The 25,571-nt window shown below is 68.3% G+C and carries 21 protein-coding genes; 13 read left to right on the plus strand and 8 right to left on the minus strand.

The window, feature by feature from the left end; translation table 11 throughout:
- Positions 1-192: 192 nt before the first annotated feature.
- Complete coding sequence (gltB, locus tag ABMY26_RS14985; protein WP_372398049.1) at positions 193-4,740, plus strand: glutamate synthase large subunit; 4,548 nt, start codon at positions 193-195, stop codon at positions 4,738-4,740.
- Between the two features lie 123 nt (positions 4,741-4,863).
- On the opposite strand, the gene ABMY26_RS14990 is transcribed toward gltB, so the two are convergent.
- A complete protein-coding gene (locus ABMY26_RS14990; RefSeq protein WP_372398050.1) occupies positions 4,864-5,460 on the minus strand; it encodes a TetR/AcrR family transcriptional regulator in 597 nt (198 codons plus the stop codon).
- Between the two features lie 158 nt (positions 5,461-5,618).
- Here ABMY26_RS14990 and ABMY26_RS14995 point away from each other — a divergent pair, with 158 nt between their 5' ends.
- Complete coding sequence (locus tag ABMY26_RS14995) at positions 5,619-6,011, plus strand: RidA family protein (protein ID WP_372398051.1); 393 nt, start codon at positions 5,619-5,621, stop codon at positions 6,009-6,011.
- A 46-nt stretch (positions 6,012-6,057) separates the two neighbouring features.
- On the opposite strand, the gene ABMY26_RS15000 is transcribed toward ABMY26_RS14995, so the two are convergent.
- Positions 6,058-6,708, minus strand: a complete 651-nt coding sequence (locus ABMY26_RS15000) for a glutathione S-transferase family protein (protein ID WP_372398052.1) — start codon at positions 6,706-6,708, stop codon at positions 6,058-6,060.
- Between the two features lie 240 nt (positions 6,709-6,948).
- On the opposite strand from ABMY26_RS15000, the gene ABMY26_RS15005 reads away from it, so the two are divergent.
- The 5 genes from ABMY26_RS15005 to ABMY26_RS15025 all read left to right on the plus strand — a co-directional run bounded on the left by ABMY26_RS15005 (position 6,949) and on the right by ABMY26_RS15025 (position 12,773).
- Positions 6,949-8,340: a M17 family metallopeptidase gene (locus ABMY26_RS15005; protein ID WP_372398053.1), complete on the plus strand. Its 1,392-nt coding sequence runs from the start codon at positions 6,949-6,951 to the stop codon at positions 8,338-8,340.
- A gap of 191 nt (positions 8,341-8,531) precedes the next feature.
- Complete coding sequence (fliG, locus tag ABMY26_RS15010; RefSeq protein WP_045581486.1) at positions 8,532-9,554, plus strand: flagellar motor switch protein FliG; 1,023 nt, start codon at positions 8,532-8,534, stop codon at positions 9,552-9,554.
- Positions 9,555-9,606: 52 nt separating this feature from the next.
- On the plus strand, positions 9,607-10,449 hold the full coding sequence (locus ABMY26_RS15015; protein WP_372398054.1) for an AraC family ligand binding domain-containing protein: 843 nt from the start codon (positions 9,607-9,609) through the stop codon (positions 10,447-10,449).
- Between the two features lie 43 nt (positions 10,450-10,492).
- Positions 10,493-10,990, plus strand: coding sequence for a DUF2000 family protein (locus ABMY26_RS15020; RefSeq protein ID WP_372398055.1), 498 nt, complete (start codon positions 10,493-10,495; stop codon positions 10,988-10,990).
- Between the two features lie 205 nt (positions 10,991-11,195).
- Positions 11,196-12,773, plus strand: a complete 1,578-nt coding sequence (locus ABMY26_RS15025; RefSeq protein ID WP_372398056.1) for a hypothetical protein — start codon at positions 11,196-11,198, stop codon at positions 12,771-12,773.
- A gap of 34 nt (positions 12,774-12,807) precedes the next feature.
- Here ABMY26_RS15025 and ABMY26_RS15030 read toward each other — a convergent pair whose 3' ends face one another.
- Together ABMY26_RS15030 and ABMY26_RS15035 are read right to left on the minus strand one after the other, a co-directional pair.
- Complete coding sequence (locus tag ABMY26_RS15030; protein ID WP_372398057.1) at positions 12,808-14,016, minus strand: sensor histidine kinase; 1,209 nt, start codon at positions 14,014-14,016, stop codon at positions 12,808-12,810.
- An 83-nt stretch (positions 14,017-14,099) separates the two neighbouring features.
- Complete coding sequence (locus ABMY26_RS15035) at positions 14,100-14,597, minus strand: low molecular weight protein-tyrosine-phosphatase (RefSeq protein ID WP_372398058.1); 498 nt, start codon at positions 14,595-14,597, stop codon at positions 14,100-14,102.
- A 108-nt stretch (positions 14,598-14,705) separates the two neighbouring features.
- Between ABMY26_RS15035 and cobB the strand changes: the two genes are divergently transcribed.
- Positions 14,706-15,446: a Sir2 family NAD+-dependent deacetylase gene (gene cobB / locus ABMY26_RS15040; protein ID WP_372398059.1), complete on the plus strand. Its 741-nt coding sequence runs from the start codon at positions 14,706-14,708 to the stop codon at positions 15,444-15,446.
- Between the two features lies 1 nt (position 15,447).
- Positions 15,448-16,062: a uracil-DNA glycosylase family protein gene (locus ABMY26_RS15045; RefSeq protein ID WP_372399019.1), complete on the plus strand. Its 615-nt coding sequence runs from the start codon at positions 15,448-15,450 to the stop codon at positions 16,060-16,062.
- 15 nt (positions 16,063-16,077) lie between these two features.
- Here ABMY26_RS15045 and ABMY26_RS15050 read toward each other — a convergent pair whose 3' ends face one another.
- Complete coding sequence (locus ABMY26_RS15050; RefSeq protein WP_082108869.1) at positions 16,078-16,428, minus strand: metallopeptidase family protein; 351 nt, start codon at positions 16,426-16,428, stop codon at positions 16,078-16,080.
- A 132-nt stretch (positions 16,429-16,560) separates the two neighbouring features.
- Here ABMY26_RS15050 and ABMY26_RS15055 point away from each other — a divergent pair, with 132 nt between their 5' ends.
- Entirely contained in the window at positions 16,561-16,863 is a 303-nt protein-coding gene (locus tag ABMY26_RS15055) for a 4a-hydroxytetrahydrobiopterin dehydratase (protein WP_372398060.1), read from the plus strand.
- A gap of 25 nt (positions 16,864-16,888) precedes the next feature.
- On the opposite strand, the gene ABMY26_RS15060 is transcribed toward ABMY26_RS15055, so the two are convergent.
- The gene (locus ABMY26_RS15060; protein WP_372398061.1) at positions 16,889-18,709 is read right to left on the minus strand and encodes an extracellular solute-binding protein; all 1,821 of its coding nucleotides are present in this window, start codon (positions 18,707-18,709) and stop codon (positions 16,889-16,891) included.
- Positions 18,710-18,875: 166 nt separating this feature from the next.
- On the opposite strand from ABMY26_RS15060, the gene ppa reads away from it, so the two are divergent.
- Positions 18,876-19,433, plus strand: a complete 558-nt coding sequence (gene ppa, locus ABMY26_RS15065) for an inorganic diphosphatase (RefSeq protein WP_372398062.1) — start codon at positions 18,876-18,878, stop codon at positions 19,431-19,433.
- Positions 19,434-19,473: 40 nt separating this feature from the next.
- Here the strand turns inward: ppa and ABMY26_RS15070 are convergent, their stop codons facing one another.
- A complete protein-coding gene (locus tag ABMY26_RS15070; RefSeq protein ID WP_372398063.1) occupies positions 19,474-20,586 on the minus strand; it encodes an NAD(P)H-binding protein in 1,113 nt (370 codons plus the stop codon).
- 47 nt (positions 20,587-20,633) lie between these two features.
- On the opposite strand from ABMY26_RS15070, the gene ABMY26_RS15075 reads away from it, so the two are divergent.
- Complete coding sequence (locus tag ABMY26_RS15075) at positions 20,634-21,530, plus strand: LysR family transcriptional regulator (RefSeq protein ID WP_372398064.1); 897 nt, start codon at positions 20,634-20,636, stop codon at positions 21,528-21,530.
- Here ABMY26_RS15075 and ABMY26_RS15080 read toward each other — a convergent pair.
- Entirely contained in the window at positions 21,527-22,477 is a 951-nt protein-coding gene (locus tag ABMY26_RS15080) for an L-lactate dehydrogenase (RefSeq protein ID WP_372398065.1), read from the minus strand. The two genes, ABMY26_RS15075 and ABMY26_RS15080, sit on opposite strands and share 4 nt — an antisense overlap.
- A gap of 277 nt (positions 22,478-22,754) precedes the next feature.
- On the opposite strand from ABMY26_RS15080, the gene ABMY26_RS15085 reads away from it, so the two are divergent.
- Positions 22,755-25,466, plus strand: a complete 2,712-nt coding sequence (locus ABMY26_RS15085) for a GNAT family N-acetyltransferase (protein ID WP_372398066.1) — start codon at positions 22,755-22,757, stop codon at positions 25,464-25,466.
- Positions 25,467-25,571: the final 105 nt, after the last annotated feature.

Here is a 25,571-nt window from a genome sequence, read left to right on the forward strand (position 1 = left end):
CCTCCCCGACCCTCCCCCGCTTCGCGGGAGAGTGTGCCTTACGGGAAGGCGGCGGCAGTCCCCTCTCCCACCGAAGGTGGGGGAGGGTTAGGGAGGGGCCGTTCGCTCTCTCCTACAAGAACCACCGTCTACCCCAGGGGGCCTTCCCTTCGGTCCCCCAGGTCAACGTCCAGACTGTGAAAGGGTCGTTCCATGACCACCGAGTTGAACCAGGGTGAGCAGTTCGTCGCCGATTTCCGCGCCAACGCCGCGGCGCTGACCACTGCCCACGCCTACAATCCGGCCGACGAGCACGACGCCTGCGGCGTCGGCTTCATCGCCGCGATCGACGGCAAGCCCCGCCGTTCGGTGGTCGAGAAAGGCATCGAAGCCCTGAAGGCGGTCTGGCACCGCGGCGCGGTCGACGCCGACGGCAAGACCGGCGACGGTGCCGGCATCCATGTCCAGGTGCCGCAGAAGTTCTTCAAGGACCACGTCAAGATCATCGGCCACCTGCCGCCGGAGAACAACCTGGCGGTCGGCCAGGTCTTCCTGCCGCGCATCAGCCTGGACGCGCAGGAAGCCTGCCGCTGCATCGTCGAAACCGAGATCCTGGCCTTCGGCTATTACATCTATGGCTGGCGCCAGGTGCCGATCAACGTCGACATCATCGGCGAGAAGGCCAACGCCACCCGGCCCGAGATCGAGCAGATCATCGTCGGCAATTCCAAGGGCGTGTCCGACGAGCAGTTCGAGCTCGACCTCTACATCATCCGCCGCCGGATCGAGAAGGCGGTCCATGCCGAGCAGATCACCGACTTCTACATCTGCTCGCTGTCGGCCCGCTCGATCATCTACAAGGGCATGTTCCTGGCCGAACAGCTCTCCACCTTCTATCCGGACCTGACCGACGACCGCTTCGAGTCGGCCTTCGCCATCTACCACCAGCGCTATTCGACCAACACCTTCCCGACCTGGCCGCTGGCCCAGCCCTTCCGCATGCTCGCCCACAACGGCGAGATCAACACGCTGAAGGGCAACGTCAACTGGATGAAGGCGCACGAAACCCGGATGGAGCATCCGGTGTTCGGCGGCAACATGGGCGACCTGAAGCCGGTGATCGGCGTCGGCCTGTCGGATTCGGGCGCGCTCGACACCGTGTTCGAGGTGATGGTCCGCGCCGGCCGCAGCGCGCCGATGGTCAAGATGATGCTGGTGCCGCAGGCGCTGACCAGCTCGCAGACCACGCCGGACAACCACAAGGCCCTGATCGCCTACTGCAACTCGGTGATGGAGCCGTGGGACGGCCCGGCCGCGCTCGCCATGACCGACGGCCGCTGGGTCGTCGGCGGCATGGACCGCAACGGCCTGCGCCCGATGCGCTACACCATCACCAGCGACGGGCTGATCATCGGCGGGTCCGAGACCGGCATGGTCAAGATCGAGGAGAACCAGGTGGTCGAGAAGGGCCGCCTCGGCCCGGGCGAGATGATCGCCGTCGATCTCCAGGCCGGCAAGCTGTTCAACGACCGTGAGCTGAAGGACCATCTGGCCGGGCAGAAGCCGTGGAACCAGTGGGTCAAGAACACCACGCACCTGGACGAGCTGGTCAAGACCGCCGCGCTGAAGGGCGAGGCGTCGGAGATGGAGAAGGCGGAGCTGCGCCGCCGCCAGATGGCCTTCGGCCTCGCCATGGAGGACATGGAGCTGATCCTCCACCCGATGGCGGAGGACGGCAAGGAGGCCATCGGCTCGATGGGCGACGACAGCCCGATCGCCGTGCTGTCGGACAAGTACCGCGGCCTGCATCATTTCTTCCGCCAGAACTTCTCCCAGGTCACCAACCCGCCCATCGACAGCTTGCGCGAGCGCCGGGTGATGAGCCTGAAGACGCGGCTCGGCAATCTCGGCAACATCCTGGACGAGGATGAGAGCCAGACCCGGTTGCTGCAACTCGACAGCCCGGTGCTGACCACCGCCGAATTCCGCGCCATGCGCGAGTATATGGGCGAGACGGCGGCCGAGATCGACGCGACCTTCCCGGTGGAGGGCGGCCCCGACGCGCTGCGCGACGCGCTGCGCCGCATCCGCCAGGAGACCGAGGACGCGGTGCGCGGCGGTGCCAACCACGTCATCCTGACCGACGAGGCGATGGGGCCGGAGCGCGCCGCCATCCCGGCGATCCTGGCGACCGGCGCGGTCCACACCCACCTGATCCGCTCCAACCTGCGCACCTTCACCTCGTTGAACCTGCGCACAGCGGAATGCCTGGACACCCATTACTTCGCGGTGCTGATCGGCGTCGGCGCCACCACCGTCAACGCCTATCTGGCGCAGGAAGCGGTGGCCGAGCGCCAGCGCCGCGGCCTCCTGGGCTCGCTGTCGCTGGAAAAGGCGATGACGAACTACAAGAAGGCGATCGACGACGGCCTGCTGAAGATCATGTCCAAGATGGGCATCTCGGTCATCAGCAGCTACCGCGGCGGCGGCAACTTCGAGGCCATCGGCCTCAGCCGCGCGCTGGTCGCCGAGCATTTCCCGGCGATGGTCAGCCGCATCTCCGGCATCGGCCTGAACGGCATCCAGAAGAAGGTGCTGGAGCAGCATTCGCTGGCCTATGCCGGCGAGGCGCTGCCGCTGCCGGTCGGCGGCTTCTACCGCTTCCGCAAGTCGGGCGACCGCCATGGCTGGGAGGGCGGCATCATCCACACCCTCCAGCAGGCCGTCACCAACGACAGCTACACCACCTTCAAGAAGTATTCCGAGCAGGTGAACAAGCGGCCGCCGATGCAGCTGCGCGACCTGCTGGAGTTCCGCACCACCAAGGCCGCCGTGCCGGTGGACGAGGTCGAGAGCATCACCTCGATCCGCAAGCGCTTCATCACGCCGGGCATGTCGATGGGCGCGCTGTCGCCCGAGGCGCACGGCACGCTGAACGTCGCCATGAACCGCATCGGCGCCAAGTCCGACTCGGGCGAGGGCGGCGAGGATCCGGCGCGCTTCCGCCCGGACAAGAACGGCGACAACTGGAACTCCGCCATCAAGCAGGTGGCGTCGGGCCGCTTCGGCGTCACCGCCGAGTACCTGAACCAGTGCCGCGAGCTGGAGATCAAGGTCGCCCAGGGCGCCAAGCCCGGCGAGGGCGGCCAGCTGCCCGGCTTCAAGGTGACGGAGATGATCGCGCGGCTGCGCCACGCCACGCCGGGCGTGACCCTGATCAGCCCGCCGCCGCACCACGACATCTACTCGATCGAGGATCTGGCCCAGCTCATCTATGACCTGAAGCAGATCAACCCGGACGCCAAGGTCACGGTGAAGCTGGTCAGCCGGTCGGGCATCGGCACCATCGCCGCCGGCGTGGCGAAGGCGAACGCCGACATCATCCTGATCTCCGGCAACTCCGGCGGCACCGGCGCCAGCCCGCAGACCTCGATCAAGTTCGCCGGCCTGCCCTGGGAGATGGGGCTGTCGGAGGTGCATCAGGTCCTGACGCTGAACAAGCTGCGCCACCGCGTGCGGCTGCGCACCGACGGCGGCCTGAAGACCGGCCGCGACATCGTCATCGCCGCCATGCTGGGCGCGGAAGAGTTCGGCATCGGCACCGCCAGCCTGATCGCCATGGGCTGCATCATGGTCCGGCAGTGCCATTCCAACACCTGCCCGGTCGGCGTCTGCGTCCAGGACGAGACGCTGCGCGAGAAGTTCGTCGGCACGCCTGAGAAGGTGGTCAACCTCTTCACCTTCCTGGCCGAGGAGGTCCGCGAGATCCTGGCCCGGCTCGGCGTCCGCTCGCTGACCGAGGTGATCGGCCGCACCGACCTGCTGCATCAGGTCAGCCGCGGCGGCGCCCATCTGGACGACCTCGACCTCAACCCGCTGCTGGCCCAGGTCGATCCGGGCGAGAACGCGCGCTATTGCACGCTCCAGGGCCGCAACGAGGTGCCTGACACGCTGGACGCCCGCATCGTCGCCGATGCCCGCCCGCTGTTCGAGGAAGGCGAGAAGATGCAGCTCGCCTACAACGCGCGGAACACGCAGCGTGCCATCGGTACGCGGCTGTCCTCGATGGTCACGCGGAAGTTCGGGATGTTCGGGCTGCAGCCCGGCCACATCACGGTGCGGCTGCGCGGCACCGCCGGCCAGTCGCTGGGCGCCTTCGCGGTCCAGGGCATCAAGCTGGAGGTGATGGGCGACGCCAACGACTATGTCGGCAAGGGCCTGTCGGGCGGCACCATCGTCGTCCGTCCGGCGACCAGCAGCCCGCTGCTGTCGAACGAGAACACCATCATCGGCAACACGGTGCTGTACGGCGCCACCGCCGGCAAGCTGTTCGCCGCCGGCCAGGCCGGCGAGCGGTTCGCGGTGCGCAACTCCGGCGCCACCGTGGTGGTGGAGGGCTGCGGCTCCAACGGCTGCGAGTACATGACCGGCGGCACGGCGGTCATCCTGGGCAAGGTCGGCGACAATTTCGCCGCCGGCATGACCGGGGGCATGGCCTACCTCTACGACCCGGAGGACTCGCTGCCGCTGCACATCAACGAGGAAAGCGTCATCTTCCAGCGGATCGAGGTGTCGCATTACGAGGCCCAGCTCCGCGCCCTGATCGAGGAGCATGTGGCGGAGACGCAGAGCCGTTTCGCCGCCGAGATCCTCAATGACTGGCAGCGCGAGCTCGGCCATTTCTGGCAGGTGGTTCCGAAGGAGATGCTGCACCGTCTGGCCGTGCCGGTGACCCTGCCGCGCGCCATCCCGGCGGAGTGACGAAGACTGCTCCCTGCCCCGCCTTCACCGGCGGGGCGGTGGACGGATATGAAAACGGCGCGCCATCCGGCAGGGTGGCGCGCCGTTTTCCGTTTCCGTTGGAACCGGACCGCCGGCGCCGGATCAGCGCCGCTCCGCCAGAAAGCCGCCCGCCATCAGCCTGAACGCTGCGACCGCCTTCGGCAGAACGGATTGCGGGTCGTCACTGGACGCGACCCACAGCGCGGCATTCAAGGCCGCTCCGCTCAGCAGGCGCGCGGCGGCCTCGACGTCGACCGGCTTCATGACGCCGTCGGACACCAGCTCCGCCACCGCCTGCTTCGTGACGGCCAGGCAGGCGTTCTGGCTGGGCCAGCGGGACGGATCGCCCAGGAATGCGGGACCGTCCAGCAGCACGACCCGCCTGACCTCGGGGTTCAACGCCATCTCGATGTAGGCGGCCCCCTCCGCGAGCAGCCCCTCCCAGCCGTCGCCGGCCAAGGCCCCGGCCTGCTTCGCACGCTCGGCCATCTCGCCGTCGATCTCCGCCACGACGGCGCCGAGCAAGCCGGTCTTGTCGCCGAAATTGTGATAGAGCGCGCCGCGCGTGAGCCCGGCATCCGCGGTCAGCTCATCCATCGACGACGCTGCGAAGCCCTTCGATGCAAAGGCCTTGCGCGCCGCCGCCAGCAGCTTCCTGCGGTTCTCCTCCATCGTGTCGATGCGACGCTTCGCAGCCACTGCGATCCTTTCCAGTCAGATGCGTCGCGCAATCCGCTTGACATACGCGACGTATGTCAGTCTTCTACATACGTCGCGTATGTGAAATGCGCGACCAGCGACCCATTCCCGCATGGCGATTCCGCCCATGCCGGACCAAGGCTCGAAAGGAGACCGATATGACCCGACGTGACGCGGTATTTCCCGAGAACCGCCATGCGCTCTACGAGGCGCATGGCTATTCTGCCGCCATCCGGTCCGACACGCTACTGTTCGTGTCGGGCCAGGTCGGCAGCCGCGCCGACGGCTCGCCGGAACCGGATTTCGGGGCGCAGGTGCGGCTGGCCTTCGCCAACCTGGAGGCAACCCTGCGGGCAGCGGGTTGCGGCTTCGACGACATCGTCGACGTGACGACCTTCCATACCGATCCCAAAAACCAGTTCCCGACGATCATGGCGGTGAAGAGCGAGATCTTCCCCCAGGCTCCCTACCCGAACTGGACGGCGGTCGGGGTGACCTGGCTTTCCGGCTTCGATTTCGAGATCAAGGTGATCGCCCGCATTCCAAGCTGACCGGGGGCGCCTCCCTCCCCATCGGGGGAGGGACCGCCGAGGGCGGTCAGAGCGGCAGCTCCCACGGCTCCGCCTTGGCCGCGGCGATCCACTCGCGCATCGCCGGCAGGGCCAGCACGGCGTCCATGTAGGCGCGCGACACCGGCGACACCGCGACGCCGTAGGTCTCCAGCCGAGTCACCACCGGGGCGAACATGGCGTCGGCGATGGTGAAGGCGCCGAACAGGAAGGGCCCGCCCGCCGGCCCGCCGAAGCGGGTGCGGGCATCGGCCCACAGCGCCTCGATGCGGGCGATGTCGGCGGCGGTCGCCTCCGTCATGCCCTCGCCCTTGCGGTCGCGCCTGAGATCCATCGACATGGTGGTGCGCAGCGAGACGAAGCCGGAATGCATCTCCGCCGACACCGCGCGGGCCACCGCGCGGGCGGCGCGGTCCGCCGGCCACAGCCCGGCCCCGGGCGCCAACTCCGCCACATACTCGCAGATCGCCAGCGAATCCCAGAGGACGAGGTCGCCATCGAGCAGGCAGGGCACCCGGCCGGACGGCGAGTGCGCGGCGATCCGCGCGGCGGTGTCGGGCTGGCGCAGGGGGATGACGGTCTCGGCGAACGGCAGCCCGGCCTGTTTCAGCGCCAGCCAGGGGCGCAGCGACCAGGACGAATAGGCCTTGTTCCCCATCACCAGGGTCGGATCGGACATCGGTACCTCGCGGGCAGGCGCAGGATCGCGCAAAATCGGAGGCCGAGCATGCCGCCCCCTCCGCATCTCCGCAAGCTCCGGTCAAGGACGGCCGACGCGTGGCCGGAGAGCCGTCGGGCGCCTCCGCCATGCCTGTCCGGCGCATCCTCCCCCTTTCCAGCCGCCGCTTCGCACGCCATCCTTGGGGGTGGGCATCCGCACCGGATGCGTGACGTGATTTCGTGAGAAGGATTACCCGTCTTGCTCGCCACCCTGCTTGCCGTCGGCGGTCCCGATACCGTCGCCCTCACCCCCGTGACCAAGGCCGGACTGGCCGACTGGCTGGCCGCGCAGACGCCGGCCGTCGCTTCCTGGGTCAAGGCGGTGGGCTTCACCGGCGAGGCCGGATCGACCGTCTTCCTGCCGGGGCCGGACGGCGCCGTCGCCCGCGTGCTGACCGGCGTGTCCGCCCTCGATGACCTGTGGGCCTTCGCCGGGCTGCCGGCCTCGCTGCCGGCCGGCTCCTACCGGATCGACAGCAAAATCGAGGGGGGGCTGGACGCGCGGGCGGCGACGCGGGCGGCGCTGGGCTGGGCGCTCGGCAGCTACCGCTTCACCCGCTACAAGAAGCCGCCCGAGAAGGGCTTCGCCTGCCTCGTCTGGCCGGCGGAGGCCGACCATGGCGAGGTCGAGCGGGCGGCGACCGCCACCTGGCTGGTGCGCGACCTGGTGAACACCCCCGCCTGCGACCTCGGCCCGGCCGAGCTCGCCCAGGCGGCGCAGGATCTGGCGGCGGAGTTCGACGCGGCGGTCGAGGTGATCGTCGGCCAGGATCTGCTCGACCGCGACTATCCGGCGATCCATGCGGTCGGCCGTGCCAGCCCGCGCGACCCCCGGCTGATCGACCTGCGCTGGGGCAACCCGGAGCATCCGAAGGTCACCATCGTCGGCAAGGGCGTCTGCTTCGACACCGGCGGGCTCGACCTGAAGCCGTCGTCGGGCATGCTGATGATGAAGAAGGACATGGGCGGGGCGGCGCATGCGCTGGCGCTCGGCCGCATGATCATGATGGCCGGCCTGCCGGTGCGGCTGCGCGTGCTGGTTCCCGCCGTCGAGAATGTGGTGTCGGGCAACGCCTTCAAGCCGCTGGACGTGCTGAAGACCCGCAAGGGCCTGACGGTGGAGGTCGGCAACACCGACGCCGAGGGCCGGCTGATCCTGTGCGACGCGCTGGCCGAGGCGGATTCGGAAAAGCCGGCCCTGCTGATCGACTTCGCCACCCTGACCGGCGCCGCCCGCGTCGCCCTCGGTCCCGACCTGCCGGCGCTGATGAGCAACGACGACGCGCTGGCCAATGAGTTGACCGAGGCCGGGAGCGCGGTCGACGACCCGATGTGGCGGCTGCCGCTGTGGGCGCCCTACCGCAAGGGGCTGGACAGCAAGGTGGCCGACATCAACAACGTCACCACCAACGGCTTCGCCGGTGCCATCACCGCCGGGCTGTTCCTGCAGGAGTTCGTGTCGAAGGGCACGCCCTGGGCCCATCTCGACACCTATGCCTGGAACGGATCGGCCCGGCCCGGCCGTCCGGAGGGCGGCGAGGCGCTCGGCCTGCGCGCGGCCTATGCGGCGATCGCCAAGCGCTTCGGCTGAGGCCACGGCCCCATAGGGGGCAAAGAGGGGATTTGACTAAATTTGTCCCTTCTTTGCTCCCCCCTTGGGGATGGAACCCCCAACTGGATCGTATTACAACGGACGATCAGGATCGTACCGACGGGAACGGCCGGCCGCGCATCGCGGCCCCTTACCCCCGTGCATGAATGCGGATTGGTGGAGACAGGCATATGGCGTTGAAGGTTCGCGAGGATTACCGGACCCTCACCGGCCCCGAAAAGGCCGCCATCATGATGCTGGCGCTGGGCGAGGAGCATTCGTCCAAGCTGTTCTCCCTGATGGACGACGAGGAGATCAAGGAGCTGTCCCAGGTGATGGCCAACCTGGGCACCGTGTCGGCCAACCTGATCGAACGCCTGTTCGTCGAGTTCGCGGAACAGATGTCGGCCACCGGCTCGCTCGTCGGCTCCTTCGATTCGACCGAGCGCCTCCTGCTGAAGACCCTGCCCAAGGACAAGGTCGACCAGATCATGGAGGAAATCCGCGGTCCGGCCGGCCGGACCATGTGGGACAAGCTGGCCAACGTCAACGAATCGGTCCTGTCCAACTATCTGAAGAACGAATATCCGCAGACCGTCGCGGTGGTGCTGTCGAAGATCCGGCCCGAACATGCCGGCCGGGTGCTGACCCAGCTGCCGGAAAGCTTCGCGATGGAGGTCATCATGCGCATGCTGCGCATGGAGGCGGTGCAGAAGGAGGTTCTGGACGACGTCGAGCGCACCCTGCGCACCGAGTTCATGACCAACCTCGCCCGCACCAGCCGCCGCGACAGCCACGAGATGCTGGCGGAAATCTTCAACGGCCTCGACCGCACCACCGAGCACCGCTTCATGGCGGCCCTGGAGGAGCGCAACCGCGACAGCGCCGAGCGCATCAAGTCGCTGATGTTCACCTTCGAGGATCTGTCGAAGCTCGACCCCAGCGGCGTCCAGACCCTGATGCGCACCGTCGACAAGCAGAAGCTCGGCACCGCCCTGAAGGGCGCGTCGGAGACGCTGAAGGATCTGTTCTTCTCCAACATGTCCGAACGCGCCGCCAAGATCCTGCGCGAGGACATGGCGGCCATGGGCCCGGTCCGCGTCCGCGAGGTGGACGAGGCGCAGATGTACATGGTCCAGCTGGCCAAGGATCTCGCCGCCCGCGGCGAGCTGGTCATCTCCGAGGGCAGCGGCGAGAACGAACTGATCTACTGACCGGACGCCCGCCGGGGCTTCCGGTGGAGCGATCCGGCGGCGGAGGGGCCGTATGGGCGTGTCGGCTGACCGGGGCAGGGACTGGATGGCGGTGCGCCGCGATGCGGAGACCGGCGTCGAGACCATCCGCGCCCATTTCCACGGCCATGCCTACGACCTGCACGACCATGACGAGCTGCTGGTCGGCGTCACCGAACAGGGGGTGCAGGCCTTCCGCTGCCGCCGCCGGCTGCACACCAGCACCCCCGGCCGCGTCATCCTGATCGAACCCGGCGAGGCCCATGACGGCCACAGCCCGGGCGAGGACGGCTTCACCTACGCCATGCTCTATATGCCGGTGCCGCTGCTGGCGGCCTCCGGCCAGGCCCTGGGCCTTCCGGCTGGCTTTCCGTTCGGCTTCCGCGACACGCTGGCCGACGATCCCGGCCTCGCCGCGGCGATCCGCTCCGCCTTCCTGGCGCTGCATGGCGGCGAGGGGCGGCTCGCCCGCGACCTGTCGGTGGACCGTCTGGCCGCGCGGCTGGCCGGCCATCTCGCCCCGCCGCCGGAACGCAAGCCGCTGCGGCCCGACCGCGCCGCGGCGCTGGCCCGCGAGCTTCTCCATGCCCGGATGGCCGAGGATGTCGGGCTGGAGGCGCTGGCCGCCGCCGCGGGCGTCGACCGCTTCCGCCTGAACCGCGCCTTCCGCGCCGCCTTCGGCCTGTCGCCCCATGCCTATCTGGTGCGGCTGCGCCTGCGGGCGGCCCGGCGGCGGCTGGCGGCCGGCGAGGCGCCGGCACCGGTCGCGGCGGCGGTCGGGTTCGCCGACCAGAGCCATCTCGGCCGCTGGTTCCGTCGTGCCTACGGTCTGACCCCGGCGGCCTACCGCGATCTGTGCACGAACGTTCCAGACTGACGCGCCGTCATCGGGCATCAGGGACGGCGAAGGAGACACCGCCATGCCCGACAGCCAGATGACCGACAGCCAGATGCCTGAAACCCTGATGACCGGCGCCGCTTCGCCGGATGCTTCGCCGGATGCCCCCATCCGCTTCGACACCAAGGTGGCGCTGATCGTCCGCGCCGACCTGCCGGTGTGGCAGAAGCTGAACGTCGCCGCCTTCCTCGCCACCGGCATCGCCGCCGCGGCGCCCGAGGCGCTCGGCGAGCCCTATGTCGATGCGGCGGAGCGCCGCTACGGCCGCATGCTCGGCCAGCCGATCCTGATCTTCGCCGCCGAGCGCGACCAGCTGCGCGCCGTGCGCGACGCCGCGCTGGAGCGCGGGTTGACGCTGGTCCCCTATGTCGCCGCGATGTTCGCCACCGGCCATGACGCCGCCAACCGCGCCGTCTTCCGGGCGGAGGATGCGGACGCCCCCGATCTGGTCGGGCTGGCACTGCGCGGCCCGAAGAAGGCGGTCGACAAGACGGTGAAGGGGCTGGCGCTGCACGGGTAGGGGGAGGCCTTTCGAGCGCCCATCAAAACTGTCCCAAGAATGCGGCCTGTAGGCGCAGAGCATCCGTCTTTCCAAGGGGGCGCTAACCAGGACATAGAGTCTGATGCCGCAGCATCCACTTCCTGTTAGAATGCTCTCTATCAATTAGGAAGAGTGATGCGGCAGAGTCGTTACAGGAAATTGCTGGGGCCTTATGATGTCTTCCATGAAGATTTCCAGATATCTTGATCTGAATGCATTCCGGGACGAAGCCAATAAGCTCAAGGTCGTTTCTGGCCAACTGAGTACGAATGTATTGGAGCGCTTGGAGAGGCAACGCTCACTCATTCCCCGCCTGCGTCTACATTATCCTGATGAGATCGAGCGTCGCTGGTACGCTGAAGATCATCCCGAAATGAATGTTCCAGGTTTGCAGGAGCCAGATGGTTTTCGTTGGCAGAATGCATGCGAACTTGAAAGTGAGCGGCAGAGATACCATTCCTGGGATGAGGATCCAACGATAATCCCGCACATACTCGATATTCCTGATGTGCGTTTTTTGCCTTTTATTGAGAATCCGAGTGAAAAACCATTTGTTCCATGGAGAGAATATCGTGTGGAAATAGGTGTTTATGACGATGAGACATTCTATAAATCGGATACAGTTGTTACTTATTATTCATCTTGGCAAATTCTGCAATTTGCTGAAGTCGTCAATATGGGTATCACAACCTACATAAATTTATTCGAATTGGAAGACTGGCCGACCGCAGATCAGATTGCAACCGCTCCACGTTTGATGTCGTTTCTGCCGCTGCATGCGATGCGCGGCTTTACCCAGCATGGGACTGTACTCGATGCAATAGTTTGGTTTGCCGAAGAAGCAAGCAGAGGGTACGTCTTCGCCACCCATAAGGATCGCCGCCGTCGTCTTCCAACCGATGACGAGCGGAACGAGATTGTGCGGACACGGCTTTGGGCAGCCCAGAGGGCAATGGCTTTTCATAATGTCAGTGAATCGGACCTTTTGGAGGCTATCCGCTTCCTTTGCGAACAGTGGTATCGATGGGAAGAAGACGGCCGCCCTTTGGTCGCGGGTGCTTACAAAAGCATCGCGGCGCAAGGTGTAAAACTTGCCCGCGTGATTACAGGTACGACGATTGATGAATACAGTGATATCGTCGGTCGTATAGATGGTCTCTTCAAACCGATAATTGATGTGATGTGGCCTGACTGGGGCCGTGAGCAGCGTGCAAATGCGCAACGCATTTTAGCAGGTTATCGCCGAGATAGTGCAATTCTACGAGCTGATTTCAGTGATGAGCTAATTGAGCAATTTCTTGATTTTATAGAAGAAAATGGGCTGCATGGATTCTATTGGCGGATGGAATCATTCCATCGCCATGCCTTCAAGGGTAATGAGTATTCTCTCGAAGGATTGAAGGGTGACGTGCAGGGCATGAGTGTTGTGCTCGAACATATTGCATCAGCTTTGGGCAGCTACAAAGAACAACTCCGCGACAAATTCAAGGAGCTCTGGAAGAATGATCCGGATTTCGTAAAATTGTTGAAGAGCAATTCTGTAATGAAAGTCGGTAATGGGAAAACGATTGATCTGAACTGGTTTAAAGACCGGAATATTCGTGGTGGTTCAGAGCAGATGGCGGCCGACCTCGCTATCTGCTACGCCATTCGCGGAGGAGTGCATCGCGAAATTGAAGAGGAAAATTCTCTGAATCTCGAACTCATGATGCTGATTATGCTCCGGGCAGCGGTGAGAACGTTCGCTGCTGTGAGGAAGTAATCATTTTCAGCCCAACTCCAGTTTGTCACCTCCGTCACAGCTCCTGCGGCACGGTGATGCCGACGATGGTGCCGGCCCCCGGCGTGCTGTCGATGGCGATCCGGCCGCCGAGCGGCCCGGTCACCGTGTTGAAGACCACAGCCAAACCCAACCCCTTGTGCCCGCGCCCGCGGGCGGTGGTGAAGAAGGCGTCGGTCAGGGCGGGCAGATGCCGGGCCGGGATGCCGGTGCCCCAGTCGCGGACGGTCAGGCACCAGGCGGGCACGGCGTCCAGCGTCGCCGGTGCCATCGTCACCTCGACGCGGCCGGGACCGCCGCCATAGCCGTGGGCCGCCGCGTTGGCGAGCAGATTGTGCAGCACCCGCTCCAGATGCGGGACATAGCCGAGCCAGGGGCAGGGCGGACCCGGCGCCACCTCGATCTCCAGCGGCAGGTCGGGGTGCTGGACGGCGAACAGCGCGGCGGCATCGGCCGCCGCCTGCCGCAGGTCCATCGCCTCCAGCGGCTCGGCGGTCTGGCAGGCGGCGATGGCGGCGAAGGCCTCCACCAGCTCCACCGCGCGGGTGAGGTTGGCGTCCAGCAGGGCCGCCGGCTCCTGCAGCTCCTCGGTGGCGAGCGGGCCGCTGCCGGACCGTGACAGCTCCTTCAGGTGGCTGGCGGCGGTCACGCAGACGCCGAGCGGCGTGTTCAGCTCATGGGCCAGCCCGGTCACCGCCTGGGTGATGGCGCGCTGGCGGGCCAGCTCCGATTCGGCGATGCGGGTGCGGCGCTCCAGATCCTCGCGGACCACCCGCTCCGACACGTCGCGGATCATCCGGCTGAGCTCGCGCAGCAGCTTGGCCAGCAGGGCCGGCGAGGGGGAGATCAGCGACAGGAACAGGTCGCGCTCCAGCTCGAACACCCGGACCGGCGTGGCGGCGATCACCGAGGCGGAGCGCGAGCCGCCGTCGATCAGCGCCATCTCGCCGAAGCAGTCGCCGACCCGGCGGAACCCGACCTCGACCTGACCGCCGAACTTGTCGCTGCGCACCACCCGCACCGTGCCGTCGAGCAGGACATAGAGCGAGCTGGCGGTGTCGCCCTCCCGCATCAGCATCGTGCCCGCCGGGGCGTCGAACACCCGGCCGCGCGAGGCAACCGCGGCGCGCTCCTCCGGCGTGAAGGCCTCGAACAGGACGATGCCGTCGAGGATCCCGCCGGGGGTGGCGGTGCCGGTGGGTGCGCTGGTGACTGCGCTGGTCATGGCGAGGGGTTGCTCCGAAAGGGCTCTCTCCCGCCAGCATAAACCAAGCCACCGGGGCTCTGCGAGACGTTAACCGCAAGAGGTTAACCGATGTGTTCGCGACGTGGAAACTTGCTTTCTCGCGCCAGACGGTCGAGCAGGCCGCGCGCCCCGGCCTCGCACAGGTCGAGCACCTCCTCGAATCCGTCGGCGCCGCCGTAATAGGGATCGGGCACCTCGCGGCCGGCCAGGCCCGGCGCATCGTCGAGGAACAGGCGGAGCGCCGCGGTGGCGCCCGGCGGGGCGAGGCGCTGCATCTGGGCCAGATGGCCATGGTCCATCGCCAGGATATGGTCGAAGCGGGTGAAGTCGGCAGCCGCCAGTCTGCGGGCGCGCTGGGACGACAGGTCGACACCGCGGGCAAGCGCCGCGCGCAGCGTGCGCGGGTCGGGCGGCTCGCCGACATGGTAGCCGTGGGTGCCGGCGGACGCGGCGGTCACCCGGCCATCCAGCCCGGCGCGTCCGGCCAGATGGCGGAACACCCCCTCGGCGGTCGGCGAGCGGCAGATGTTGCCGGTGCAGACGAACAGGACCTTGACCACCGCGGATACTCCTTTTCGTCAATTTCAGCGTCTTTACTTCGCGGCGCGACAAGCGTACGCCGCAGCAGTTTTCCACATGACCGGTTTCCGAACCGCTAAGGGGATGTCATGCCCTCACCCGCGCTGACCAACCGACTGCGCCCGACCGATTCCATCGTCATCCTGACCGGGGCCGGGATCTCCAAGGAATCGGGGCTCGACACCTTCCGCTGCGAAGGCGGCATCTGGAGCCAGGTCGATCTGGAGGACGTGGCGACGCCGGAGGGTTTCGCCCGCGACCCCGGCCTCGTCCACCGCTTCTACAACGACCGTCGCCGCGGCCTCGCCGACCCGGCGGTGCAGCCCAACGACGCGCACCGGGCGCTGGCCGAGCTGGAGCGGCGCTGGAAAGGCGAGCTGCTGCTGGTGACGCAGAACATCGACGATCTGCACGAGCGCGGCGGGTCGACCGCGCCGCTGCACATGCATGGCGAACTGCTGAAGGCCGTCTGCCTGCATTGCCGCAGCGTGGTCGAGGTGCAGGGCGACCTGTCGGTGCACGACCATTGCCTGACCTGCGGGCGCAAGGGCGGCATGCGGCCGGACGTGGTGTGGTTCGGCGAGATGCCCTACCGGATGGACCGCATCCAACGGGCGCTGGAGGAATGCGACCTGTTCGTGTCGATCGGCACCTCGGGCCATGTCTATCCGGCCGCCGGCTTCGTCGCCGAGGCCCGGTCGGCCGGCGCCTATACGGTCGAGCTGAACCTGGAACCGTCGGAGGGGGCGTCTTATTTCCACAGCTCCATCCACGGCCCGGCCACCCGGGTGGTGCCGGCCTTCGTCCAGGATCTGCTGACGCTTGTCTGAAATTAATGGTGAAACCGGTTCCGAACGCGAATCCGATCTGGGCCGCCTGTTCGCGGGCGCCCGTGCCTGCACGCTGTGCGCGGGCGTGCTGCCGCATGGCTGCCGGCCGGTGCTGCGCGGCAGCCCGACCGCCCGCCTGCTGATCGTCGGGCAGGCGCCGGGGGCGCGGGTGCATGCCAGCGGCATCCCCTGGGACGACGCCTCCGGCGACCGGCTGCGCCGGTGGCTGGACATGGACCGCGCCGCCTTCTACGACGAAACCCGCATCGCCGTGGTGCCGATGGGGCTGTGCTATCCCGGCACCATGGCGAAGGGCGGCGATCATCCGCCGCGGCCGGAATGCGCGCCGCTGTGGCACCCGCCCTTGCTGGCGGCGCTGTCGGGCGTCCGGCTGACCCTGCTGGTCGGGCAGTATGCCCAGGCCCGCTATCTGGGCGACCGGCGCCGGGCGACGATGACGGAGACGGTGGCGGACTGGCGTGCCTACGGCCCGGCCTTCCTGCCGCTGCCGCACCCGAGCTGGCGCAACACCGGCTGGCTGAACCGCAATCCCTGGTTCGACGCCGAGCTGGTGCCGGCGCTCCGCCGCCGGGTGGGCGAGGCGCTGGCAGGCTGAGCCTTTGGAGCGTCCCTACTCCATCGCCTCGATCCGCTCCATGTCGTCGTCGGAGAAGCCGAAATGATGGCCGATCTCATGGATCAGGACATGGCGGACGATGGAGGGCAGATCCTCCCCCGTCTCGCACCAGTAATCCAGGATCGGGCGGCGGTAGAGGAAGATCATGTCGGGGCCGCCGCGCAGGTCGGCGACGCTTTGCCGCGTCAGATCCACCCCCCGGTAGAGGCCGAGGAGGTCGAAGGGGCTTTCCAGCTCCATCTCCCGCTCGGTATCCTCATCTGGAAAATCCTCGACATGGATGACGAGGTTCCCGACCGGGGCGAGCAGCTCCGCCGGGATGGTGCCGAGCGCCTCTTCGGCCATGCGCTCCAGGTCTTCGACCGTGGGCGGAACCGTATGGGGACCTGATGGTTTCCTTATCATGCCGGAGAAGGTAGCGAACCGCCGCCCGTTCGCCAAGGAGGCGCAGGCGGCAAAAGAGAAAGGGAGGTCATCATGTCCGATCGCCTGGTCGGCGCGCATCGCCAGACGGCACTGAAGGATCTGCACGGCTGGTCGGAGGTGCTGGAACGCGACGCCATCCGCAAGACCTACCATTTCGCCGATTTCCCCACCGCCTGGGGCTTCATGGCCCAGGTCGCCCTGCTGGCCGAGAAGTGCGGCCACCATCCCGAATGGTTCAACGACCTGGGCCGGGTCGAGGTGATCCTCTACACCCGCAGCGTCGACGGCGTGACCCAGGCCGACGTCGACTTCGCCCACCGGCTGGACCAGATGGCGCCGCTGCATGATCGGTGAACAGATCGGGTGAGCGGGGCCGCCGTCACTCCACCCACCAGGTCTCGATCATCGGCCCGTAGAGCGGCGTGACGTCCGGGCGGTGGAGGCGCGACCAGCGGGCGATGCGGTCGACCGGGCTGTGGAACAGCGGCACCATGTAGTGCCCCCACAGCAGCACCCGGTCGAGCGCCCGCACCCGGCCGACCAGCTCGGCCCGCGTGGTTGCCGCGGCGATGGAACGGGCGAGCGCGTCGACCACCGGGTCACGGATGCCGGCAAGGTTCCGGCTGCCCTCCTGGCCGGCCGCTTCGGACCCGTAATAATAGAGCTGCTCATTGCCGGGCGACAGGGTGGACGCCCACCAGCGCATGATCATATCGAAATCGAAACGGTCCTGCCGGGCCTGGAATTGGGCGCTGTCGACGGTGCGGACGCGCGCCGCGATCCCCAGCGGCTCCAGCGAGCGGGCGAACTCCAGCGCCACCCGTTCCTGCGACGGATCGGACAGGAGGATTTCGAAGGCGAAACGAGTTCCGGCGGCGTCGGTCAGCCGGCCGTCGCGCACCCGCCAGCCGGCCTCCTCCAGCAGCCGCAAGGCGTCGCGCCGGTTGGCGCGCAGGCCGGCCGGGCCGCCGCCGCTGTTGCCGCCGCCGGTGTCCGGCAGGGCGAAGGGATGGGTGAACAGGTCGGGCGGCAGCCGGTCGCGGAAGGGCTCGAGCGCCCGCAGCTCCTCCCCCTCCGGCAGGCCGCGGGCGGCGAGTTCGGAGTTGGGGTAATAGCTGGCGGTGCGGGTCAGCAGGCCGTGGAACAGGCTGCGGCCGATCCAGTCGAAATCCGCCGCCATCCCCAGCGCCCGCCTGACCCGGACGTCGGCGAACAGCGGCCGGCGGGTGTTGGCGATCAGGCCGCGGGCCGGCTCGGGCCGGCGGTTGGGCAGCTCCTCGCGGACGATGCGGCCATCGCGCAGCGCCGGACCGTCGTAGCCGGTGGCCCATTTGGCCGGATCGCTTTCGTAACGAACGTCGCCCTGTCCCGCCTTGAAGGCTTCCAGCGCCACCGAATCGTCGCGGTAATAGTCGAACTCCAGCCGGTCGGCGTTGAACTGCCCGACCCGTGTCGGCAGGTCGCGGCCCCAATAGCCGGGCACCCGCTCGTAGACGATGCGCCGGCCGGGATCGACCGCCGCCACCCGGTAGGGGCCGCTGCCCAGGATCGGCTCCAGCGTGGTGCGGCCGAAGTCGCGCCCGGTCCAGAAGGCCTTGGAATGGATCGGCATCAGCCCCATCAGCAGCGGCATCTCGCGGTCGATCCCGCCCTCCGGGCCATCCTTTGGGGCCGCGGCGAAGGCAAAGCGGACGGTCTGCGGATCGGGGGCCGTGGCCTCGGCGACCTTGGCGTAGAACAGGCGGCGGTTGGGCGTGCCGTGCTGCCGCTGCACCTCCAGCGAGAACAGCACGTCGTCGGCGGTCACCGGCGTCCCGTCATGCCAGCGCGCCCGGCCGTCGATGTGGAAGGTGACGGACGACCGGTCGTCGGCGACCTCGACCCGGTCGGCCAGCAGGCCGTAGAGCGAGAAGGGCTCGTCCCACGAGCGCGCCAGCAGGGTCTCGAAGACATAGCCCGACCCCAGCGCCGGGACGCCCTTGACGATGTGCGGGTGCAGGCTGTCGAAGCTGCCGGTCACCGCCTGCCGGATGGTGCCGCCCTTCGGCGCGGCCGGGTTCACGTAGGGCAGGGCGGTGAAATCCGGCGGCAGGGCAAGGTCGCCATGCATGGCGATGCCGTGGACGGGCTGCCCGGCCGGCAGCGGAAGGGGCGCCAGCAGGGCCAGGAGGGTGAGGAGGGCGGGGATCGGGCGGGCCATCCCCGGCAGGGTTGCTCCTTATGCCGCACCTGCGCAAGAGCCCGCGCAAGTTCCTTGGCCTCGATCCGCGTTCCGCCTAAACTCCGGCCCCGCGTGGCGCCGGACCGGGCACCGGTGCCAAAACAAAGAAATTGCCCTGAATACGCCAGTCGAAGGAACGCGATACATGGATCTGAGCAAGCTCGCCGCGGGCAAGAATACCCCCTGGGACGTGAACGTCGTCATCGAGATCCCGATCGGCGGCCAGCCGGTGAAGTATGAGGTCGACAAGGAATCGGGCGCGGTGTTCGTCGACCGTTTCCTGCACACCGCGATGTTCTATCCCTGCAACTACGGCTTCATCCCGCACACCCTGTCGGGCGACGGCGACCCGGTCGACGTCTGCGTCGTCGGCCAGCATGGCGTCGTCCCGGGCGCGGTGCTGCGCTCGCGTCCCATCGGCGTCCTCTACATGGAGGACGAGGCCGGCGAGGACGAGAAGCTGCTGGCCGTGCCGGTCGACAAGCTGCATCCGTTCTACACCGACGTGAAGAACTACACCGACCTGCCGTCCATCGTGATCGAGCAGATCGCCCACTTCTTCGAGCACTACAAGGATCTCGAGAAGAACAAGTGGGTGAAGGTGCGCGGCTGGGGCAACGCCGAAGAGGCCGCGAAGAAGATCGAAGAGGGCCTGGCCCGCGCGCTGGAAGCCAACAAGGGCAACCCGGGCCCGGTGGTCTGAAGTCAGTGGTCTGATGCCGGCGGCTCAAACCGTGCCGGACTCAGCCCGAGCGGCTTGAGTTCGCGTGGTTCGGCACGCCTCTCCCCGCCTCCGGCAGGTCCGCCGGCTGCGCGGGGAGAGGCTCCGGCTCGAGGCACCCCAGCCCGGCGAGCGTCCGGCGCACCGCGAGGTCGAGCGGCGTGTGCGGCTCCTCGCCCAGGAAGGCCAGCAGGCGGCGGTTGTCCAGCCGCACCGGCCGTTCCCACAGGTAACGCATCTCATTCAGTTCGCGGAACAGCGGCACCAGCGGCGAGGCCAGGCGCAGCAGCCCCCAGGGCATCCGCCGCACCGGCAGGCCGGGCTTGCCGAGCGCGTGGGCGATGGCCGCGATCATCCGCTGGCCGTCATCGTCCCAATGCCCGTCCATGTGGAACTGCGCGTCGTCGCCCAGCTCCGACTCGCGGTCGAGCAGCCGCATCGCCGTCTCCGCCACGTCGGGCAGGTAGGCCCATTGATGGCCGACCCCCGGCCGTCCCGGCTGGGTGATCCGGACCGGCGGCCGGCCGGGTGTCAGCAGCCCCTGGCTGAACCAGCTGTTGGCGGCGCGCGGCCCGAAGAAGTCGCCGCAGCGCAGGATCAGCAGCCTTGCCCCGTCCCCCACCGCGCGGTGCAGGCGGCGCTCCATCTCCACCCGGATCGCGCCCTTGCGGGTGACAGGGTTTTGCGGCGCCGTCTCGCCGATCGGCGGAAAGACGTCCGGGCCGTAATTGTAGACGGTGCCCGGCAGCAGGATGCGGGCATCGTTGGCTGAGGCCGCGGCGATGGAGTTGTCCAGCATCGGCAGCACCAGCCGGTTCCAATGCCGGTAGGCCGGCGGGTTCACCGCGTGGACGATCAGCGAGGCGCCCTCGGCGGCGGCCCGCACGTCGGCCGCGTTCATCGCGTCGCCGACCACCCACTCCATGGCCGGGGCGTCGCCGCCGGCCTCCGCCGGTTTGCGGCGCAGGCCGCGCACCGACCAGCCGCGCGCCGCCAGCGCCCGCGCCATCTCGCCGCCGACCCCGCCGGTCGCTCCCAGCACCAGCGCGAGCTTGCCGTTGGTGGATTTCCGGCCGTCCATCGTCTTCTCCATCGCCGTGACGTTCCTTGCCGGAGCGAGGATGGCCGTGGTCACGCCTGAACGGAATTGTCGAACTGCGGCGGGTCGCTATACTGAATTCGATGAACCACCCTCCACCCAGCTGGGATCTGTACCGCAGCTTCCTGGCCGTGCTCCGCGAAGGGTCGCTGTCGGCGGCGGCGCGCAGCCTCGGCCTGACGCAGCCGACCCTGGCCCGCCATGTCGCGGCGCTGGAGGAGGCGGTCGGCGGCTCCCTGTTCCTGCGCTCGCCGCGCGGGCTCGACCCGACCGACGCGGCGCTGGCGCTGAAGCCGCAGGCGGAGGCGCTCGACGCGGCGGCGGCCGGCCTGTGGCGCACGGCGTCGGGCTTGGGTGCCGAAACCCGCGGAACGGTGCGGATCACCGCCAGCGAGGTGGTGGGCGGCCGCATCCTGCCGGCGATCCTGGCCGGCCTGCGGGCCCGCCATCCGGCGCTGGAAATAGAGCTGGTGCTGTCCAACGGCGTCGACGACCTGCTGCAACGCGACGCCGACGTCGCGGTCCGCATGGTCGAGCCGGCGCAGCAGGCGCTGGTGGTGCGGCGGATCGGCGTCATCGCGCTCGGCATGCACGCCCACCGCGACTATCTCGACCGCCACGGCGTTCCGCGGGGTCCGGAGGATCTCGGCCGCCACAGCCTGATCGGCTTCGACCGCGAGACGCCCGACATCCGCGCCATGATGCGGCGGGCGCCGGCCATCGCCCTGCCACGCTTCGCCCTGCGGTCCGACAGCCATCTGGCGCAGCTGGCGGCGATCGAGGCCGGCTTCGGCATCGGCATCTGCCAGGTTCCGCTGGCGCGGCGCAATCCCGCCCTGCGGCGGGTGCTGGCCGACGCCTTCGACATGCCGATGGGCGTGTGGGTCGCCATGCACGAGGATCTGCGCTCCACCCCCCGCTGCCGCGCCGTTTTCGACGGGCTGGCGGCGGGGCTGGCGGAGTATGTCGACCCCGCCTAGCCGGTCCAGCCCATCCGGCGTTCCACCCCGTCGGCGGCCTCCTTCAGGATCTCCGCGCTGCGGCGGAGCGCCGCTTCCTCCTCCGCCGACAGGTTGGGCAGGATGGTGTCGTGCACGCCGCCGGCCCCGATCACCCGCGGCAGCGACAGCACCACCTGCGGCACCCCGGCGACCTCGTCGTTCAGCATGGCGCAGGTCGCCACCAGCCGTTCGTCGGCGCCGATGGCGGCGACCAGCCGGGCCAGCCCGCCGCCGATGCCGAAGGCGGTGTGGCCCTTGCCGTTGATGATGCGGTAGGCCGCGCGGCGCACGCCCTCGTCGATGGCGGCGCGGTCCTCCGCGGTCAGGCTGCGCTGGAGCTGGTCGGCGGCCTGCGGCACCGGCAGCCCGGCGACCGTGGCGCTCGACCACAGCAGGACCTCGGAATCGCCATGCTCACCGACGACATGGGCATGGACGGAGCGTGGCGTCACCCCCAGCCGGTCGGCCAGCAGGGCGCGGAAGCGCGCGGTGTCCAGAACGGTGCCCGACCCGATGACCCGGTTGCGGGAGAGGCCGCTGATGCGGGTGGCGATCTGGGTCATCACGTCCACCGGGTTGCTGGCGACCAGCAGCACGGCGTCGGGCGCCGCCTTCAGCACCTCCGGGATGATGGCGGCGAACACCTTGGCGTTGCGCTCCAGCAGGTCCAGCCGGGTTTCGCCCGGCTTCTGGGCGACGCCGGCCGACAGCACGACCACGCCCGCCCCCTCCAGCGCGGCATAGGAGCCGGCGCGCACGGTGACGGCGTGGGTGAAGGGCACGGCATGGGCGATGTCCTGGGCCTGGGCCTGGGCCAGCGCCTCGTTCATATCGACCAGCACGACCTCGCTCGCGGCCCCGGTGGTCACCATGGCGAAGGCGGCGGTGCTGCCGACGAAGCCGGCCCCGACGATTCCAACCTTCATGAACACGCTCCTTGATCAAGTGCCGGTAACAGGTGCCGACAGCTTGGCGACGGTCGGCCCCCCACCGCAAGGGCGCCGTGCGGCACCCGACCGGTTTTGCACGGGCGCGACGAAACGCCCCTTGCCCAATGGTCATACCAACCCGTAATGTTGCGCCGCAGCAAATGGTGGGGATGAAAGTCCCGCCCAGTGCTGTTCGTCATCAAAACCGTCATAAAAACCGTTGGCGACCCGTGGCAGACTGGGGCCGGCGGCTTCCCCACCACCGGATCCGGTCATGACCGTTCGCAATCTCGACAAGCTGTTCAAACCGGCGTCCATCGCCCTGATCGGCGCCAGCCGCAAGCCGGGCACGGTCGGTGCGGTGGTGGCCCGCAATCTGTTCCAGGCCGGATTCGACGGCCCGGTGATGCCGGTCAACGCCACCGAACGCGCGGTCGAAGGGGTGCTGACCTACAAGACGGTGGACAGCCTGCCGATCGCCCCGGACCTGGGCGTCATCTGCACCGCTCCCGACACGGTGGCGGCGACGATCGACGCGCTGGGCAAGCGCGGGACCAAGGCCGCCATCGTCATGACCAATGGCATGACGGCCGACCAGACCCAGGCGATGCTGGACACGGCCAAGCCCTACCTGATGCGGGTGCTGGGTCCGAACAGCCTGGGCGCCATGGTGCCGTCCCGCGGCATGAACGCCAGCTTCGCGCCGGTGGCGCCGCGCAAGGGCGACGTGGCGCTGGTGGCGCAGAGTTCGATGGTGCTGACTTCCATCGCCGACTGGGCGACCTCGCGCGGCATCGGCTTCTCGCACCTGGTGTCGCTGGGCGACCGCGGCGACGTCGATTTCGGCGACCTGCTGGACTATCTGGCCAGCGACGTCACGGTGCGCGCCATCCTGCTCTATATCGAGAGCATCACGCACGCCCGCAAATTCATGTCGGCCGCCCGCTCCGCCTCGCGGCAGAAGCCGGTGATCGTCATCAAGGCCGGCCGCTCCGACGAGGCGCAGGAGGCGGCGGCGTCGCACACCGGCGCGCTGGCGGTGTCGGACGCCGTCTATGACGCGGTGTTCCGCCGCGCCGGCGTGCTGCGGGTGAACGATCTGGCCGAGCTGTTCGACGCCGCCGGCACGCTGGGCACCGGGGTGCCGATCACCGGCGACCGGCTGGCGATCCTGACCAACGGCGGCGGCATGGGGGTGATGGCCACCGACAAGCTGATCCAGGCCGGCGGCCGGCTCGCCGTCCTGGCGCCTGAGACGCAGGACGCGTTGGCCAAGGCGCTCGGTCCCCAGCCGGGCGGGGGGCAGCCGGGCGGCGCGCCCTTCCGCAACCCGCTGCGCATCGGCGCCGACGCCACGCCCAAGCGCTATGCCGAGGCGCTGAACGCGCTGATGCAGGATAGCGGCAATGACGCGGTGCTGGTCCTGCACTGCCCGTCGGCGCTGACCGACAGCGCCGCCATCGCCCAGGCGGTGGCCGAGACGGTGCAGGCCAACAAGGCGCGCCGCCACCCGGTGCTGACCAGCTGGATCGGCGACCAGTCGGCGATGGAGGCCCGCAAGCTGTTCGCCGCCGGCCGCATCCCGACCTACAACGGCCCGTCGGACGCGGTGCGCGCCTTCATGCATCTGGTGCGCTACCGCCGCAGCCAGCAGCTGCTGATGGAGACCCCGCCGTCGGTGGCCGAGGATTTCCAGCCCGACGAGATCGCCGTGAAGAAGGTGGTTTCCCGCGCCATGGCCGAGAAGCGCGAGTGGCTCAGCGAATATGAGGCCAAGCGCGTGCTGGCCGCCTACGGCATCCCGGCGGTGGACACCCGCGTCGCCGAGACGCCGGAGGAGGCGGCGAATGCCGCCCGCGTCATCGGCGGGCCGATCGCGCTGAAGATCCTGTCGCACGACATCACCCACAAATCCGACGTCGGCGGCGTGGCGCTCGGCCTGTCCGGGCCGGACGAGGTGAAGGCGGAGGCCGAGGCGATGCTGGCCCGCGTCGCCGAGCTGGCGCCCGAGGCGAAGATCGAAGGCTTCACCGTGCAGGAGATGGCGGTCCGCCCCGACGCCTACGAGCTGATCGTCGGCATGACCGAGAACGAGATGTTCGGCCCGGTCCTGCTGTTCGGCGAGGGCGGCATCGGCGTCGAGGTGGTGGAGGATTACGCGCTGGCCCTGCCGCCGCTGAACATGAAGCTGGCGGCCGAGCAGATGGGCCGGACCCGCATCCACCGGCAGCTCCAGGGCTACCGCTCGCGCGCGGCGGTCGATCTGGACGCGGTGGCGCTGACGCTGAACAAGGTCAGCCAGCTGGTCGTCGATTTCCCCGAGATCGCCGAGCTGGACATCAACCCGCTGCTGGCCGACGCCGACGGCGTGCTGGCGCTGGACGCCCGCATCAAGGTCGGGGTGCCGACGCTGGCCGGCGCGGCGCGGCTGGCGATCCGCCCCTATCCCAAGGCGCTGGAGGACCGCATCACCATCAAGGACGGCCGCCAGTTCCTGGTCCGCCCGATCCTGCCGGAGGACGAGCCGCTGGTGCATCACCTGGTGGAGAACCAGACGGCGGAAGACCTGCGCCTGCGCTTCTTCGCACCCCTGAAGCGGCTGTCGCACCAGGCGGCGGCGCGGTTGACCCAGATCGACTATGACCGCGAGATGGGGTTGATCGCCGTCGGCCCCGACCCGCAGACCGGCGACACCATCATGTACGGCGTCGTGCGCATCACCGCCGACCCGGACAACCGCCGCGCCGAATATGCGGTGATGGTGCGGTCCGACATGAAGGGGCAGGGGCTGGGCTTCATCCTGATGAACAAGATCCTGGACTATGCCCGCTCGCGCGGCATCAAGGAGGTCTATGGCGAGGTTCTGCGCGAGAACACCAACATGCTGAACATGTGCCGCGCCCTGGGATTCGTCCGCAAGGAGAACCTGGACGAGCCCGGCGTGGTCGAGGTCCGCATCGAGCTGGGCGGCGGTCTGGCGGCCTGAGCGGTCCTCTCCCGGCGGTTGACTAAGGGCGTGGATGAGGCAATATCAGGCTTGGCGGGCAGGGGCCATCATCCCCTGCCCGCCGGCCCGATCCTTACCGGCAGA

This window comes from Azospirillum sp. HJ39, from assembly GCF_041507355.1.
Lineage (GTDB): Bacteria > Pseudomonadota > Alphaproteobacteria > Azospirillales > Azospirillaceae > Azospirillum > Azospirillum thiophilum.

Bases quoted from the DNA above. Each gene is read 5' to 3' on its own strand.
- ABMY26_RS15000 (WP_372398052.1), bottom strand. From the start codon at position 6,708: ATGTCCGATCCGACCCTGGTGATGGGGAACAAGGCCTATTCGTCCTGG.
- ABMY26_RS15060 (WP_372398061.1), bottom strand. From the start codon at position 18,709: ATGGCCCGCCCGATCCCCGCCCTCCTCACCCTCCTGGCCCTGCTGGCG.
- ABMY26_RS15025 (WP_372398056.1), top strand. From the start codon at position 11,196: ATGAAGATTTCCAGATATCTTGATCTGAATGCATTCCGGGACGAAGCC.
- gltB (WP_372398049.1), top strand. From the start codon at position 193: ATGACCACCGAGTTGAACCAGGGTGAGCAGTTCGTCGCCGATTTCCGC.
- ppa (WP_372398062.1), top strand. From the start codon at position 18,876: ATGGATCTGAGCAAGCTCGCCGCGGGCAAGAATACCCCCTGGGACGTG.
- fliG (WP_045581486.1), top strand. From the start codon at position 8,532: ATGGCGTTGAAGGTTCGCGAGGATTACCGGACCCTCACCGGCCCCGAA.
- ABMY26_RS15020 (WP_372398055.1), top strand. From the start codon at position 10,493: ATGCCCGACAGCCAGATGACCGACAGCCAGATGCCTGAAACCCTGATG.
- ABMY26_RS15085 (WP_372398066.1), top strand. From the start codon at position 22,755: ATGACCGTTCGCAATCTCGACAAGCTGTTCAAACCGGCGTCCATCGCC.
- ABMY26_RS15075 (WP_372398064.1), top strand. From the start codon at position 20,634: ATGAACCACCCTCCACCCAGCTGGGATCTGTACCGCAGCTTCCTGGCC.
- ABMY26_RS15030 (WP_372398057.1), bottom strand. From the start codon at position 14,016: ATGACCAGCGCAGTCACCAGCGCACCCACCGGCACCGCCACCCCCGGC.
- cobB (WP_372398059.1), top strand. From the start codon at position 14,706: ATGCCCTCACCCGCGCTGACCAACCGACTGCGCCCGACCGATTCCATC.
- ABMY26_RS15055 (WP_372398060.1), top strand. From the start codon at position 16,561: ATGTCCGATCGCCTGGTCGGCGCGCATCGCCAGACGGCACTGAAGGAT.
- ABMY26_RS15080 (WP_372398065.1), bottom strand. From the start codon at position 22,477: ATGAAGGTTGGAATCGTCGGGGCCGGCTTCGTCGGCAGCACCGCCGCC.
- ABMY26_RS14995 (WP_372398051.1), top strand. From the start codon at position 5,619: ATGACCCGACGTGACGCGGTATTTCCCGAGAACCGCCATGCGCTCTAC.
- ABMY26_RS15015 (WP_372398054.1), top strand. From the start codon at position 9,607: ATGGGCGTGTCGGCTGACCGGGGCAGGGACTGGATGGCGGTGCGCCGC.
- ABMY26_RS15050 (WP_082108869.1), bottom strand. From the start codon at position 16,428: ATGGCCGAAGAGGCGCTCGGCACCATCCCGGCGGAGCTGCTCGCCCCG.